This window comes from Pseudomonas sp. P7779 (assembly GCF_013386315.1).
Lineage (GTDB): Bacteria > Pseudomonadota > Gammaproteobacteria > Pseudomonadales > Pseudomonadaceae > Aquipseudomonas.
In genome coordinates, this window is the sequence record NZ_JACARZ010000028.1 from 1 (window position 1) to 15,320 (window position 15,320).

The window sequence follows — 15,320 nt, forward strand, 5'->3', positions numbered from 1 at the left end:
CTTTCGGTTGATACATGCGCCGACTGACACACCGCCTTCGCGAGCAAGCCCGCTCCCACATTTTTATCTGTGTTGATTCAAAAAACTCAGTCGCATGCTTGACCATTTTGAATGAATAGGTTTTGATTGCCTTCGTTATCTTTCGAAACGAAACTTATCATCACCATGTCGAAACGAAATACACCCCAACGTCGCCACAACATCCTTGCCATGCTCACCGAGCAAGGTGAAGTCAGCGTGGACGAATTGGCCAAGCGTTTCGAAACCTCGGAAGTCACCATCCGCAAGGACCTAGCGGCCCTCGAAAGTAACGGTCTGTTGCTGCGTCGCTACGGTGGCGCCATCACCATGCCTCAGGAACTGGTCGGTGATCCGGCACAGCCCATTTCGGCCTACAAGCGCGCCATCGCCCGTGCGGCCGTCCGGCGTTTGCGGGAACACGCGCGCATCATCATCGACAGCGGCAGCACCACCGCGGCCATGATCCCCGAATTGGGCCACCAGCCCGGCCTGGTGGTGATGACCAACTCCCTGCACGTTGCCAGCGCCTTGAGCGACCTGGAACACGAGCCGGTATTGTTGATGACCGGCGGCACCTGGGACCCGCATTCGGACTCGTTCCAGGGTCAGGTCGCCGAACAGGTACTGCGTTCCTACGATTTCGACCAGCTCTTTATTGGTGCCGATGGCATCGACCTGGAGCGCGGCACCACCACCTTCAACGAATTACTGGGGCTGAGCCGCGTCATGGCCGAAGTCGCCCGCGAAGTGGTGGTGATGGTCGAGTCCGACAAGATTGGCCGCAAGATCCCCAACCTGGAACTGCCCTGGAGCAGCGTCCATACCCTTATTACCGATGATCGCCTGCCACTTGAGGCCCGCGACCAGATTCAAGCCCGCGGCATCACGCTGATTTGCGCGGCAGTCATTTAGGAGAGAAACCATGTGTGGAATTGTTGGCGCAGTCGCTGAACGAAACGTCACTGCCATTTTGCTCGAAGGCCTCAAACGCCTGGAATACCGTGGCTACGATAGCGCCGGTGTGGCGCTCTTTACCAACGCCGGCAAGCTTGAGCGCATGCGTCGCCCGGGCAAGGTCAGCGAACTCGAACAAGCACTGGCCGGTGAGCCGCTGGTAGGCCGCCTGGGTATCGCCCACACCCGTTGGGCCACCCACGGCGCGCCGTGCGAACGCAATGCTCACCCGCACTTCTCCGGTGACCTGGCGGTTGTGCACAACGGCATCATCGAAAACCACGAAGTGCTGCGTGAACAACTCAAAGGCCAGGGTTATGTCTTCACCTCGGACACCGACACCGAAGTCATCGCCCACCTGCTGAACCACAAGCTCAAGGACATCGGCGACCTGACCAACGCTCTCAAGGCCACCGTCAAGGAACTGCATGGCGCCTATGGCCTGGCCGTGATCAGCGCCAGCCAGCCTGACCGCCTGGTCGCCGCCCGCAGCGGCAGCCCATTGGTGATCGGCCTGGGCCTGGGCGAGAACTTCCTCGCCTCCGACCAACTGGCCCTGCGTCAGGTGACTGACCGCTTCATGTACCTGGAAGAAGGCGACATCGCCGAAATCCGCCGTGAAAGCGTGCAGATCTGGGACGTTGACGGCCAGTCCGTGGAACGTGAGGCCGTGCAGTACCGCGACGGCGCCGAGGCCGCCGACAAGGGCGAGTTCCGCCACTTCATGCTCAAGGAAATCCACGAGCAACCGGCCGTGGTGCAACGCACCCTGGAAGGTCGCCTGAGCCAGAACCAGGTATTGGTGCAAGCCTTCGGCCCGCAAGCTGCTGAGCTGTTCGCCAAAGTGCGCAACGTGCAAATCGTCGCCTGCGGCACCAGCTACCACGCCGGTATGGTCGCCCGTTACTGGCTGGAAGAACTGGCCGGCATCCCGTGCCAGGTCGAAGTCGCCAGCGAATTCCGCTACCGCAAGGTGGTGGTGCAGCCCGACACTCTGTTCGTGACCATCTCCCAGTCCGGCGAAACCGCCGACACCCTGGCCGCCCTGCGCAACGCCAAGGAACTGGGCTTCCTCGGCAGCCTGGCGATCTGCAACGTCGGCATCAGCTCCCTGGTGCGCGAGTCCGACCTGACCCTGCTGACCCAGGCCGGTCGTGAAATCGGCGTGGCATCCACCAAGGCCTTCACCACCCAGTTGGTCGGCCTGTTGTTGCTGACCCTGTCCCTGGGCCAGGTTCGCGGCACGCTGGGCGAAGGCGTCGAGGCACACCTGGTCGAAGAACTGCGCCGCCTGCCGGCCCGCCTGGGTGAAGCCCTGGCCATGGACAGCACTGTGGAGAAAGTCGCTGAGCTGTTCGCCGACAAACACCACACCCTGTTCCTCGGCCGTGGTGCGCAATACCCGGTGGCAATGGAAGGTTCGCTCAAACTCAAGGAAATCTCCTATATCCACGCCGAAGCCTACCCGGCCGGTGAGCTCAAGCACGGTCCGCTGGCCCTGGTGGATGACGACATGCCAGTCGTTACCGTCGCGCCGAACAACGAACTGCTGGAGAAGCTCAAGTCCAACCTGCAGGAAGTGCGCGCCCGTGGCGGCCAACTGATCGTGTTCGCCGACGAGAAGGCCGGCATGACCAATGGCGAAGGCACCCACGTCATCAACATGCCGCACATCCACGACACCCTGTCGCCGATCCTCTACACCATCCCGCTGCAGCTGCTGTCGTATTACGTGGCTGTGCTGAAGGGCACCGACGTTGACCAGCCGCGTAACCTGGCGAAGTCGGTGACGGTGGAATAAGCCGCACCCGAACCACCAAAACCCCCGTTCTTCGGGGGTTTTGTTTTTTCAGGCTACCGAGCATCGGGTCTTGCCGTTTCTGTGGACTAATTCCGGGAGTATTCCCCTGCTTTACCCCTAGAATGCGCCCTGTGGATAACTAGCCAGGGAATGCCGCCGCCATGAACATCGAACTGCTGATCGCCGGTATCGTCGTGCTGATTATTGTCGTCGGCCTGGTCGGCTGGCTGGTGGGGGTCTACAACGGCCTGGTGATGCGCCGCAACGATGTGGATAAAGCCTTCGCCAACATCGACGTGCTGCTCAAACAGCGGGCAGACCAGATTCCCGACCTGATGCGCGTGGTGCAAACCGCCATGAACCATGAGAACGCGCTGTTCACCCGCCTCAGCGACGCCCGCACCGCGTACCTCAACGCCAGCAGCCTCACCGATAAAGTCGATGCCTCCAACCAGCTCAATACGGCGCTCAAGTCGGTGATTGCAGTGGCCGAGAATTATCCGACGCTGATCTCCGGCCCCAACATGGTCGAGTTGCAGCAGGCGATCTCGGCAGTGGAGGAACGCATCGCCGACCGTCGCGAGTTCTTCAATGAGTCGGTCAACCTCTACAACATCGCCATCGCGATTTTTCCTGATCTGTTCTTCGCCAAGATGCTCGGCTATCAGCGCATTCCGCTGCTGGCCATCAGCGCCGAAGAAACCCGCTACGACGGCGTGAAGCTTGAGGTGCCGGGGGCATGAAAACCACCCAGGCAGGGGTTGTCACAAAAAAACCAGCGTGGAAAACCCTGGTGGCACTGGTCTTTCTCGCCGGCTTTATTGGCCTGATGGTCTACGCCCCGACGATCCTGGTGGCGCTGTTTTTTCCTGTGTGCATCCTGATCGGACTGCTGGCCAGCTTCGGCCCCAATTTCTATCGCACCGAACAGCGCCTGGCCACCAGCCAGATACGCTCATTGGCCATGGGGCTGGTGGAAGTGAACGGCAAGGTGATCGTCGACACGTCCCTGATCTCCCCGGTCCACGGCAAGCCTTGCGCGGGTTACGTGTGGGTCATCGAAGAAGGCACCAAAGACAAGGATGGCGATTGGAGCTGGAGCCAGGTCTCGGCCGAGGCTCGCTGCAATGACTTCCGCCTGCAGGACGCCACCGGTGAAGTGACAGTGATTGCCGAGGGTATCGACCTGTTCGGCAAGAAGCGCCCTGACGACCATGAATGGATCAGCAGCTCCCGCCGCCAGGGCGAACTGCTCCTCACCCAGGATATGCAGGTGATGCTGATTGGCGACGCCTGCGAGCGTGCGGGCAAGACGGTGATTGCCCAGGGCCGGCAACCTGACGCGATGTTCGGCCTGGCCGAGACCAAGGAGGTGGAAAACCGCCGTGTGCTGGCGCCGCTGTGGCGCGCCGGTGGTTTCTACGCGGTGGTGGTGGGTTTGATCGGCGTCGGCATCATGGCCATGACGCCGGAACATTTTGCCCAACTGCATTTGCCGGGCCCCGCCACCTACCAGCAAATGGCAGAGCTGAATCCCGCCTATCGGTTTCTGGCCTGGTTGTACCGTGACAATGGCTTCGTGATTCCTTTCATGGCCGCGTTTGGCTTCTTGCTGACGATGTTTGTGGTGTTGCTCGCGCTGCGGCTCTTGCTGCCCACGGGCATGCGCCTGGCGGTAGGCCGCGTGCTGGGCGCCTGGATGGGCCTAGGCATGGTGATTGGCGGCGTAGTGACCTTGCTGCTGGTGGTGGCCCAGGTGGACACCATGAAGGTGTTCCTGGTGTGGATGATGATTCTGCTGGGCACCCTGGTGTTTTCGATCTTTGAGCAACGCAAGCTAGGGGTGGCGTACAAGCATTTCGCAAAAGATGCCGGCACTGCCGGTTTAGGCGACGAAGACGCCTGATCAGGGTACAAACTCAACCTTCAAGCCTCGGCTGGCGCTGCGGCCCTGATCGTCAGTGACCCGCAACCGGTACTCCCCCGACTTACCCGGCCGCCAGTTCAGCGTGGTTTGCGGCGGGCCCTGGCCGATCAGGGTCTGGTCGGCGAACCAATACAGCGTCAGTGCATCACTGGCCGCATTGGCGTTCAGCGGGATGCTTTCCTGGGGCTGGGACAGGCGCAGGTGGTAGCTGACCTGGGTCAGCGGCGAGCGAATCTGTGGCGCTTCGCTTTGATCGCCGACATGGTTGGGTTGGCAGCTTTTCTGCACATTGGGCGGCGTACGCCGGGGCAGCCCTGCGGCGCGGAACAGCCGCTGCACATCGCTGGGCCAGAACTCGAAGACTTCTTCACGGGTGTACTGCGGGTCGAACGGCGGGCACGCGGCCTTGCCGGTGCGGGTGTCGATCAGCACCGGGCGGTGCAGGTTGGACACCCGAATCGGTGACACGCCGGGGATGTACCAGGTCTTGCGGGTACGTGGGCACCAACGGTTGGGCAAGTCACCAGAGGCCGCGCAGACGTCGATGCGGATCAGCCCGGCGGGCGGCTTGTCGGGTTTGATCACCACATTGGGCAAGGCCAGCGGCAGGGCGTCGGCGATACGGAAGAACAGCGGTGCCGCAGTTTTCGCACCGATAAACTCAGGATTCGGACGCCCATCGAAGTTGCCCACCCACACCACCAGCACGTACGGGCCTACGAGGCCGGCGCTCCATGCATCATGAAAACCCCAGGACGTGCCGGTCTTCCAGGCCGTACGCCAGTGGCGCCCCGGCAGCCCGTCCGGGCGCGGGTTGCGCCGCAGCATGTCGCGCACCATAAACGCGGCCTGCGGCGTGAGTAGCTGGGCGCCAGTGGTTTGCGGCTGTTCCTGCAAATAGCGCAGCGGCCGCAAATGCCCGTCACCAGCCAGCATCACATACAGCCGCGCCAGCTCCTCGGGCGTCATCTCGCCGCCGCCCAAGGCCAGCGCCAAGCCGTAATGGCTTTCGCCGCGCAGGCCCTTGATCCCGGCCCTTTGCAGCAATCCGTAGAGTGACGGAGAGCGGGTTTGGCTGGCCAGCCACACCGCCGGAATATTGCGGCTGCGAATCAGCGCGTCGCGGGCTGTCACCGGACCGACAAAACTACCGTCGAAATTTTCCGGCTGGAAGTAGCCGAAGTTACTCGGCATGTCCTTGAGGATGCTCATGGGGTGGATCACCCCTTGGTCCAGCGCCAGCCCATACAGGAATGGCTTGAGGGTGGAGCCCGGCGAGCGCCGCGACAACACGCCGTTGACCTGGCCGTGGATGCTTGTGGATAAGTAGTCTGCCGAGCCCACCAGGGCTTTTACGCTCTGGTCGCGGCTGTCGATCAGGATCGCCGTGGCGTTTTCCACACCGCTGCTGCGGCGCTCGGCGATGAAGCCGGTGACCAGCCGTTCCAGCAATTGTTGCAGCGCCAGGTTGAGGGTGCTGTTCAACTCATTGCCGGTTTGCGAGGCCAGCAACTGTTCGCTCAGGTGCGGCGCGAGAAACGGGATCTGCTGGCGGTTGCGGGCTTCCAGCGGCAGGTCCAGCAAACTGTCGTTACGCGGATCCTGTGGATACGTTTCCCGCCAGTCCGCCATCAGCCGTTGCCGGGCGGTTTGCAGGGAAGGCCCAAAGCGCGCCCGACGACCCGGTTGCTGGGGAATCACGGCCAGCGCGAGGGCTTCCGACAAGGACAACTGCGCCGCTGACTTGCCAAAATAGATCCGGCTGGCCGCTTCGGCACCTTCGATATTGCCGCCCATGGGCGCCAGGTTGAGGTAGGCCTCAAGGATGTCGTGCTTGCTGTAACGCGCCTCCAGCCACAGTGCCAGGGCCATCTGCTGCAGCTTGCCGGGCACTTGGCGAGTATTGAGATCCCACAAGCGCCTGGCCAGTTGCATGCTCAGGGTCGAACCGCCCTGACGCTGGCCGCCGCTATAGGTGGCCATGGCCGCCCGCAATAACGCCGGGGGATTGACACCGGGGTGCCAGTAGAAATTGCGGTCTTCCTTGAGCAGCAACGCCTCCACCAGTGACGGAGAAATCCGTTCCAGGGGTAGCCACAGGCGATATTGCCCGTCAGCCGCCAGGGTCATGCGCAGCAGCGAACCGTCATCGGCCAGCACCACCCGTGAGGAGGTGGCTGCCTGTTCCAGCGGCGCGTGGGGCCACAACCGTAGCCCCGCCAGAATCAACGCCGCTGCCAGCAGCGGCGTCAGGCTTTTAAGGCTTGGTAATTTCAAGCTGGCCTACTTTGCCGCGTCCTTGCAGGGTGGTTTCGTACATGCCCTCGGCGTAGGCCGGTGGCGTATTGAAGGTACCGGCGTTGGTGGCGCGCACGCGGTACACGAAGGTGCCTACATCCCGCAGCGCGGTGCCGTACAACACCACTCGGTCATCACGCACGTCGACGTAGTCCGGTTGCCAGTTGCTCAAGTCGGTCTCGCCAATCGGCGCCTGCCAGGCGTCGGCTTCTTCGGTGTCTTCGCCGGTTTCAACGTACTCCGAATCGTCGCCTTCGCTTTCCTCGGTGCTGGCCGCTTCCGGCTCCGGCGGCAAGTTATACACAGGCTCGACACCACCCGGCAGCAAGTCGACCACCGCCACTTGCTGCACCTGATCACGGTCGGTGGCGCGCAAGCGCAGGCGCACCAGGAACTCATCGCCTACCGCGACCTTGCTGACTGGATTGCCTTTGAGGTCGAGGTATTCGTGGATGATTTCCAGGCCGCTGTTGATCGGCTTGAGGTTGGCGCCCTTGTCATAGCCCGCTTCGCTCAGCATGTAGAACGCCGCCGGGCCGTCGGATTTTTCCATCTGCAGTTTTTGCGTACCGGCAGGCACCACCGCACGTGGCGGCTGGCCGGCCATCTGCAACAACTGTTGCTGCTTGTCGCTGAGCCATGCGGTGGCCTTGAGGGTCATGTCGCTTTGGGCGCGCTGGCCGTAATTGTCCAGGGCCCGCAGCAACAGTGCCGCCGACAGCGAGTTGTAGCGTTGCTCGTTGAGGCGCTTGCCGAGTTTATCCAGCAGGCTTGTCGGCACATCGTCGAGCATTTCCGGGAAGTGCCGCGCGAGCAAATGCAGGTGCTCGGCGTCGTGTACCAGCGGGTCGTAATACAGGCCGTCGCTGTTCCATTTATCCGATAGGGAAAGCCACGGCACCTTGCGGAACAAGGTATCGGCCTGACGATCCTGCTTGAGCAGCTTGTAGCTGGCGGCCAGGTACGCCGCGCCAATGTCGTTCTGCCAGGTGTCCTTGAAGTAGCTTTCGTAGCGCTCGCGGATATCGCTCAAGGCGCCGCTCACCAGAATCCCCTGACGGCTCAGGAGGTAACTGGCGTAGGCGCGGTTGCGCAATTCCGACAGGCCTTCGCTCGGGCCGTTGGCCAGGTCGGTGAGGTACGCGTTGGAACGTTGCAGCAGGTCTTCCGGCACCGGCAGCCCGCGCTCCCTGGCTTCGATCAGGAAGTCGGTGGCGTACAGGCTGGCATACGGCGCCACATCCGGGTTGGCCGCCCACAAGCCGAAACCGCCGGCCTGGTTCTGCCGTTGACGCAGCATGCGCACCGCACCGCTGAAAGCCTGCTCGGCCTCCGGCGCGTTACCACCCCAGATCAACGCCGGCATGGCCTTGGACACCAATTGCTCGGTGCAGGCGTAGCCATAGTCATCCAGGTAATGCTTGAGGCCGTTGGCCCATACCAGCGGCGAAGCGGCGACGCCCAACTGCACATCGCGCAACTGGCTGAACAGCTCGCGGGTCGGTTTCAGCTCTTTGCTGGCGCTGTCGAAACGGCCCAGGCTCAGGGCCACCCGATGCTCGCTCAAGGGTCGGATCGAAGTGGTTTCCGCCACCTGGATACGCTTGCCATCCGGCAGCACCGCGACGAAGCGCAAGTCGGCCGAGCCTAGGGTTTCCCCAACCTTGATCTTGAACTCGGCAACACCCTCCTTGCGCGGTTGCAGGGCCAGGGTGCTGGCCTTGTCGCCTTGCACCTGCAGGCCATCGCTGGTCTGCAATTCAAACTTCACGTCCGCCGCCGCGTCCAGGTTGCTGAACACCCCGGCGCTGACGCTGAACACATCCCCCGGTGCGACAAAGGCCGGCACGTTCGGCGTGATCACCAGCGGCCCGCGCACTTCGGTGTTGGCCTCGCTGACGCCCACGCTGTCGCTGTCCACGGCCACCGCAAACAGGTGCAGCTTGCCATTGAAGCTGTCCGGAACCTGGTAATGCAGCACGGTTTCACCGGCCGGCAAGTCCACCAGGCCAGACCACCAGGCCACAGGCGGCTGATGTTTACGCTTGAACGGGTTGAGGTGGTTGGCCAGGGCGCCTTCCGTATCGCCACCCGGCGCTGCCCCACTGAGCAGGCGGCTGAATTCCGGCAGGATCAGGTCAAGGATCTGACTGGTGCCGACCTCCAGTGCACGCTTCTGGAAGAAGAAGCCCAACGGGTCCGGCGTCTGGTAGCGCGCCACTTGCAGGATGCCTTCGTCCACCGCGTAGACCACTGCGCGGCCAGGGCGGTCGGCGTTGACCTTGATATCCAGGGTCTGCCCCGGCTCGATCTTCGCCGGGCCTTCGACTTTCAGCGCCATGCGCCGCGCGTCGAGGTTGATACTGAACGGCACTACGCCGTAGGACAGCGGGCTCATGTAGACCTCGGACGAACCAATGTCCCGTACGAACTGCACGTTGACGTAGGCATTGCCCTCAAGCCCCGCAGGAACGCGGATGTGTTGCACGCTGTTGGTGCTGTCGGCCTTGAACCACTGCTGGGTGTAGACCTTGTCCCGCTCGATGGTGATCAACCCGGCGCCGGTGTACGGCGCGCGAATGCTGATGGCGATCTCATCACCGGTGGCGTAGCTGCGTTTATCCAGGCGCAGTTGCAGTTCGGCGTTGCGCTCCAAGGAGCGCGAGGTGTTGCCCCGGCCGGCGACGCTGTAGTCGATCTGGTTCAGCAGGTTGCCGTTGGCGTCCTTGAGTTGCAGGGTGAAATCGCCCGGGGTGCCGGTGTTCAGGGTTTGCTTGGCGCCGTCCTTGGTCATCACCAGCGGCGAGGCCGGCTGGCTGATGTTCTTGATGCGCGACTCGTATTTGTAGGTGCCGTTGGATTGCTTCACCAGCACCGAGACGTAGCGGTGCTCGACCACTTCACTGGTCAGGCCGTCGACTGCGACTGGCGTGAGGTCTGGCGCCACGGCCAGCCATTGCACTTCACGCGGAGCGTCCTTGGCGACGAAAGACAGCGAATCCTTGCTCTTCACACCCACCAGGTACGGCGCCGCCGACACCAGCAATGCGCTTTGTGCGGCGACGTTGCGACCGCCTTCGGCTTCGTACACCTGGGTCATCACTTGCAGGCGGTAGGTGCTGTTGGCGAAGCGTTGCAGGTTCAGGTCCAGCACCGCCTGGCCATTGTCGTCGACGGTGGTTTCGGCCAGGTCTTCGGAGCTGGCTTCTTCCAGCGAGTCATTCAGGCGGAAGCGGTAATCCGGGTAGCGATCAAAGGCCGCGAGCGTGGGGCTCAGGGACATTTTCGCCGTGACGCGACGACCCGCCGCCGGAGCGCCGAACAAGTGCATCGCGGTGACCTTGGCCACCACCTGGTCCGGCGGGATCCAGCCCAGCACCGGTGTATCGTGCAGGCTCAGGCTGACTTTCATCCGGTCCGGTTCAAAGTCGCGGACCTTGAAGCTGACGCTGCCCAGGTCGGTACGACGCTGCTTCTCACCGATCAGTTGCAGGGTCGCGGTGTAATCGCCGGATGGCGCTACTTCGCTGCTTGGGAAATCGAAGGTTTCAAAACCGCTGGCCGACAGTTTCAACGGCTGGCGAATCACCTCAAGGCCACGGGGGTCGGTGATCTGCAACTCAACCGGCAGGCCTTGCAGGGCGCCTTTCCAGTCGCCGCTGCGCACGATCATGCCCAGGTGCGCGGTCTCGCCGGGCCGGTACAGGCCGCGATCGGTAAACAGGTAGGCGCTGAGGCGATTGATCGCACCGTCCTCTTCCAGGCCGCCTACATCAAAGCGTGACAAATCCAGCTGTTGCGACTGACGGGCAATCGGCAGGAAGGATTGGTCATTGCCGCGACTGACCACATACATCAACGGCGTTTTCTCACGGCGCAATTCATCCAGCTTGGCGAAGTGCGCGTGACCTTCGGCGTCGGTATGGCCGCTGGCGACCGGCAAACCGTTGCGGCCGATGATATCGACCTGGGCGTCGGACACCGGCGAGCCGTTGCCGATGGACTGCACGTACACATCGTGGCTGCCATCGCTGGAGCGCTTGGCGATGATGCCCAAGTCGGTGACCACGATGAAACGCAGGTCGCTGGTGGTGTTGCGCGAGTAGTCGAAGGTGCGATCAGCCGGGTCGTCCTGCGGGCTCAGCTTGAGCACAAAAATCCCCCGGCGGCCGCCGTTGGCCGTCAGGTAGCTGCTCAGGTCGACATTGTCGTAGACGGTTTTCGACGGGTCGCCAGCCGACAGCGGAATGTCCAGGCTCTGACGCTCCACCATCCGGTCGAAGTAGTCATTGGCAAAATTCGGTCGGGCAAAGCTGCCGCTGCTCTGGTCCACCAGGTGTTGCAACTGGTTGGGCAGCAGGCGCGCGATTTCCACATGGGCGCCGGGTACGCCACGGGCCATGAAGCCCAGGCGTTTTTCGCCGGTGAGGCTGAGCAGGGCGCCGTCGGACAGGAACTGCAGCGTGCGTGGATAAGCCGGCATGCTCACGAGAGAGGCTGTCGGATTTTTCGCCAGGTAGCCGCCGATGGCTTCCAGGTTGGCCGGCACCCGCACATACAGGGCGCGGCCCGGCGGGGCCTTGAACTTGAAGGCGTGCAGGGTATTCAGCGGTTCGACGCTCGGCACGTGGGTCAGCTTGACCTTGGTGCTGCTGGCCAGCAGTTTGTCGTCGATGTCTTGCAGGTTCCAGGGGCGGGTATCGTCCTCGGCTTTTTCCGGCAGCATCCAGGCCTGCACCTTGTTGGCGATGGTCTCGTCGGCCACGGCGCTGGAACTGCTGAACATCAACACCGGCTCGGGTTCGCCGCGCTCGTTGTCGACAAAGCTGACTTCGGCGCCGGTAAAGGTCAGGCGATAGCGGCCGGGCACGGTGACTTCGGCCACCAGCGGCGCCGAGCTGGGATTGCCGCCATCACGGGCCTTGAGGCCTTCATCGAGCTTGGCGCTGACCGGGGTGCTTTCCAGTGGGGTGGCCAGGGCGGCAGAGCGCACAAAGGCGTTGAGCTTGTGTTCGTCGAAGGTGATTTCCGGGCGATTGGGCAGTTGCGCATCGCGGTAGGCCAAGCCTTTGCCGAGAGTGACCGAGGCACGTTTGCGTACGCTGTCTTCGTCTACCGGGTGGGAAAAGTGGAAGGTCGCTACCAGCTGTTTCTGCGTCGGGTTGCTCGGGTCCTGGTACAGCTCGTTTTGCGTCAAGGTGGCGCGGAACGGCTGGGTGGAGAATTGGCTGGTGTATTGGCTGAGCAGTACGCCGTCGGCCAACAGGTTCTTCTTGGCCAGGTCGATGGTGTAGTGGGCGTCGACGGGCCAGTCTTTTTCCGGGGTGAACACCAGGCTGCGGTCATCCGCCCAGCGCCAGGCGCCGGCGATGGCAGGCTTGAGGGTGATGCCTTCGGTGACCGGCTTGCCGATGGCCGCCAGCGGGGCCACGGATTCGGCGAAGCGTACCTGCAAGTTATCCACAACCGGTTGCGGCTGGGTGTAATCCGTCAGGTTGGGCTTGTGCAGCGAATAACCCACGGTGTGGGGCTGTGGCAGGTGGGAATACCAGTGCCAGCCGTAAAAGCCCGCGGCCAGCACGAGTACCAGGGCCAGCGCGCCGCCCGCAGCCTGGCGCGGATAAGCCCGGGCCTTGTGGCCGACGTTGACCAGGCCGTTGCCTGTGGCTTGCAGCCAGCGCGGCGGCTGCCACTGGCCGAACAGGCTGCGCGCCAACCATCGAACGGCGCTGAACAGAACACTCACCACTGAGATCAAGGCCCCGAAAAAACGGCGGCTGGTCGCTTTTAACGAATCAAACATGGTGAGCATCCCTGGCAATGTGTCGCGTATCTTACACGTCTCTTTGATACAAAAGATGACGGCAAATGCGCCGCAAAGCTCAGGCTTGCTGTACGAAGGTGAGGCGTATCGCAAAACCGATCAAAAGACTGCCAAACAGCCATTGCTGAAGGCGCTGGGCGGACGGGCTGCGCTCCAGCCAGCGGCCGATTCTTGCGCCGGCCAATCCATAGCAACTGTCGAAGCCCAGGCCAACCGCCACCAGAATCGCCCCCAGCAGCGCGAACTGTGCAGTCACCGATGCGCCATGTGGATCAATGAATTGCGGCAGCAGCACGGAGCAGAACAGCAGCGCCTTGGGGTTGAGCAGGTTTGTCAGCAACCCCCGCTGGAAGGCTTCGCGCCAGGCATGCGCCGGCGCCGTGCTGTGCTCGGCGTTCAGGTTGGGCAGCAGGTTTGAGCGCAGGCACTGCACGCCGATCCACAGCAGATAAGCCGCACCGCCCAGGCGCACCACATCGAAGGTCCAGGGTGCGACCTTGAACAGGGTCGCCAGGCCCATCCCCGCCAGCGCCACGTGGCAGGCTCGCGCCAGGCCCAAGCCGCCTGCGGTTGCCAGTGCCATCGCCTTGCCCTGGCGGGCGCCGGTTTGCAGCAGCAGGATCATGTCCGGGCCGGGCAGCAGGTACACCACTGCCAACGCGACTAAAAACAACCAGAGTTCTGCCATGTGCCTGCCCCTTGCGGTAGGTGATTCGTAGGGCAATTTTAGGGGCGAAGGCCGGGGCAGGTGCTTGCGTAGTCAGATGGAAAAGCGTCTAGTCTTGGCACAATCTGCCACTTTTTTCGGGCGAAACATTTCACTTATGCCAAATCTGAAGCTGGACGCATTTGACCGCAAGATTCTTGAAGCCCTGCAACGGGATGGCCGGCTGAGCAACGTGCAATTGGCGGACGAGATTGGCCTGTCGGCCTCGCCCTGCTTGCGGCGTGTGCGGCTGCTGGAAGAGGCCGGGGTGATTCGTGGTTATCAGGCAAGCCTGGACCGGGATGAAGTCGGGTTGGGGCTGACGGTGTTTGTCGGGGTGAAAGTGGAGCGGCATAACGACGAACAGGCGGAGGCGTTTCGGTTGGCGGTGACGGCGCTGCCCCAGGTGATTTCGGCGTTTCTGGTGTCGGGGGAGTCGGATTTCCTGCTGCAAGTGGTGGTGCCGGACTTGCGCGGGTATGAACGGTTCCTGACCGGGAGCTTGTTGAAGTTGCCGGGGGTGAGTGATATCCGCAGCAACTTCGCGATTCAGACGGTGAAGACGCCCGGGGCATTGCCGCTGAGTCACCTTCCCGGCTAGATCGTTCCCACGCTCCGCGTGGGAATGCCGCCCTGGACGCTCCGCGTCCGCTTTAAAGTCGTGACGCGGAGCGTCACCGGATGCATTCCCACGCAGAGCGTGGGAACGATCAGATAAGGACGCTTGTTGTGGCGAAGGAGCTTGCTCCCGCTGGGCTGCGTAGCGGCCCCAAAATCTTGGGAGCGCTGCGCACTCCAGCGGGAGCAAGCTCCCTCGCCACTGGGGTTGTGTGGATTTGGGGAGGGAGGTGGTCGTCAGGTCCACCAGTAGCGCACGAGATGAAAGAAGATCGGCGCGGCAAAACACACTGAATCCAGCCGATCCAGCATCCCGCCGTGCCCTTCGATCATGTGCCCCCAATCTTTCACGCCGCGGTCGCGCTTGATCGCTGACATCACGATCCCGCCCGCAAATCCCAGCAGGTTGATCAACAGTGCAATCAGGAACGACTGCCAGGGATTGAACGGCGTGGTCCACCACAGCGCCGCGCCGATCAGGGATGACAGCAGAATCCCGCCGACAAACCCTTCCACGGTTTTCGATGGCGACAGGTTGGGCGCGATCTTGTGTTTGCCGAACAGCTTCCCGCACACGTACTGCAACACGTCCGACAGTTGCACCACGATCACCAGGTAGGCAATCAGCAGCAGGTTGCGGCCTTCGTAGCCGACGATATCCAGGGTCAGCAGCGCCGGCACGAAGGACACACAGAACACCGCGATCATCAGCCCCCATTGCACTTTCGATGCCCGTTCCAGGAAGTGCGTGCTGTCGCCGCCCAATGACGCGAGGATCGGCAACAGCAGGAACACGTACACCGGGATGAAGATCGAGAACAGCCCGTACCAGTCGAAGTAGATCAGCAGGTATTGCAGTGGCAGCGCCAGGTAGAAGGCCGCCACCAGCGCCGGGTAATCGCTTCGCCGGGTCGGCGTGAGTGTGAGGAATTCCCGCAGCGCATAGAACGACACGGCGTAAAACAGCAGGATCACCGCGCCGGTGCCGAGCCAGAACGCAATGCCGATCACCACCACCATCACCCACCACGCATTGATGCGGGCGTTGAGGTTGTCGATCACCGCGTTGGGTGTGCCACGGGTGCGCAGTTTGAGGATCAGGCCGATCAGCGAGGCGAGCACCAGGATCGCGCCGATCCCGCCGAATAACATCAGGGTTTGGCTATCCATC

Annotated in this window: 9 protein-coding genes; 5 read left to right on the plus strand and 4 right to left on the minus strand. The window is 62.4% G+C overall.

The window, feature by feature from the left end; genetic code table 11:
• Nucleotides 1–165: 165 nt before the first annotated feature.
• The 4 genes from HX869_RS10105 to HX869_RS10120 all read left to right on the plus strand — a co-directional run bounded on the left by HX869_RS10105 (nucleotide 166) and on the right by HX869_RS10120 (nucleotide 4,682).
• Nucleotides 166–933: a DeoR/GlpR family DNA-binding transcription regulator gene (locus tag HX869_RS10105; RefSeq protein WP_003213539.1), complete on the plus strand. Its 768-nt coding sequence runs from the start codon at nucleotides 166–168 to the stop codon at nucleotides 931–933.
• A 10-nt stretch (nucleotides 934–943) separates the two neighbouring features.
• Entirely contained in the window at nucleotides 944–2,776 is a 1,833-nt protein-coding gene (gene glmS, locus HX869_RS10110) for a glutamine--fructose-6-phosphate transaminase (isomerizing) (RefSeq protein WP_003213537.1), read from the plus strand.
• A 161-nt stretch (nucleotides 2,777–2,937) separates the two neighbouring features.
• The gene (locus tag HX869_RS10115) at nucleotides 2,938–3,519 is read left to right on the plus strand and encodes a LemA family protein (RefSeq protein WP_003213535.1); all 582 of its coding nucleotides are present in this window, start codon (nucleotides 2,938–2,940) and stop codon (nucleotides 3,517–3,519) included.
• Nucleotides 3,516–4,682 carry a hypothetical protein gene (locus HX869_RS10120; RefSeq protein ID WP_178903039.1) on the plus strand — a complete coding sequence of 389 codons (1,167 nt, stop codon included), beginning with the start codon at nucleotides 3,516–3,518 and terminating at the stop codon, nucleotides 4,680–4,682. Before HX869_RS10115 ends, HX869_RS10120 begins: the two co-directional genes overlap by 4 nt.
• Here HX869_RS10120 and pbpC read toward each other — a convergent pair whose 3' ends face one another.
• The 3 genes from pbpC to HX869_RS10135 form a co-directional block, all read right to left on the minus strand.
• Nucleotides 4,683–6,980 carry a penicillin-binding protein 1C gene (gene pbpC, locus HX869_RS10125; RefSeq protein ID WP_178903040.1) on the minus strand — a complete coding sequence of 766 codons (2,298 nt, stop codon included), beginning with the start codon at nucleotides 6,978–6,980 and terminating at the stop codon, nucleotides 4,683–4,685.
• A complete protein-coding gene (locus HX869_RS10130; RefSeq protein ID WP_178903041.1) occupies nucleotides 6,961–12,804 on the minus strand; it encodes an alpha-2-macroglobulin in 5,844 nt (1,947 codons plus the stop codon). Before HX869_RS10130 ends, pbpC begins: the two co-directional genes overlap by 20 nt.
• A 79-nt stretch (nucleotides 12,805–12,883) precedes the next feature.
• The gene (locus tag HX869_RS10135; RefSeq protein ID WP_177009026.1) at nucleotides 12,884–13,513 is read right to left on the minus strand and encodes a LysE family translocator; all 630 of its coding nucleotides are present in this window, start codon (nucleotides 13,511–13,513) and stop codon (nucleotides 12,884–12,886) included.
• Between the two features lie 145 nt (nucleotides 13,514–13,658).
• On the opposite strand from HX869_RS10135, the gene HX869_RS10140 reads away from it, so the two are divergent.
• Complete coding sequence (locus HX869_RS10140) at nucleotides 13,659–14,132, plus strand: Lrp/AsnC family transcriptional regulator (RefSeq protein ID WP_032899927.1); 474 nt, start codon at nucleotides 13,659–13,661, stop codon at nucleotides 14,130–14,132.
• Between the two features lie 254 nt (nucleotides 14,133–14,386).
• Here the strand turns inward: HX869_RS10140 and HX869_RS10145 are convergent, their stop codons facing one another.
• Complete coding sequence (locus HX869_RS10145) at nucleotides 14,387–15,319, minus strand: phosphatidate cytidylyltransferase (RefSeq protein ID WP_003213523.1); 933 nt, start codon at nucleotides 15,317–15,319, stop codon at nucleotides 14,387–14,389.
• Between the last annotated feature and the right edge of the window lies 1 nt (nucleotide 15,320).

Bases quoted from the DNA above. Each gene is read 5' to 3' on its own strand.
- HX869_RS10105 (WP_003213539.1), top strand. From the start codon at position 166: ATGTCGAAACGAAATACACCCCAACGTCGCCACAACATCCTTGCCATG.
- glmS (WP_003213537.1), top strand. From the start codon at position 944: ATGTGTGGAATTGTTGGCGCAGTCGCTGAACGAAACGTCACTGCCATT.
- HX869_RS10115 (WP_003213535.1), top strand. From the start codon at position 2,938: ATGAACATCGAACTGCTGATCGCCGGTATCGTCGTGCTGATTATTGTC.
- HX869_RS10120 (WP_178903039.1), top strand. From the start codon at position 3,516: ATGAAAACCACCCAGGCAGGGGTTGTCACAAAAAAACCAGCGTGGAAA.
- HX869_RS10130 (WP_178903041.1), bottom strand. From the start codon at position 12,804: ATGTTTGATTCGTTAAAAGCGACCAGCCGCCGTTTTTTCGGGGCCTTG.
- HX869_RS10135 (WP_177009026.1), bottom strand. From the start codon at position 13,513: ATGGCAGAACTCTGGTTGTTTTTAGTCGCGTTGGCAGTGGTGTACCTG.
- HX869_RS10145 (WP_003213523.1), bottom strand. From the start codon at position 15,319: ATGGATAGCCAAACCCTGATGTTATTCGGCGGGATCGGCGCGATCCTG.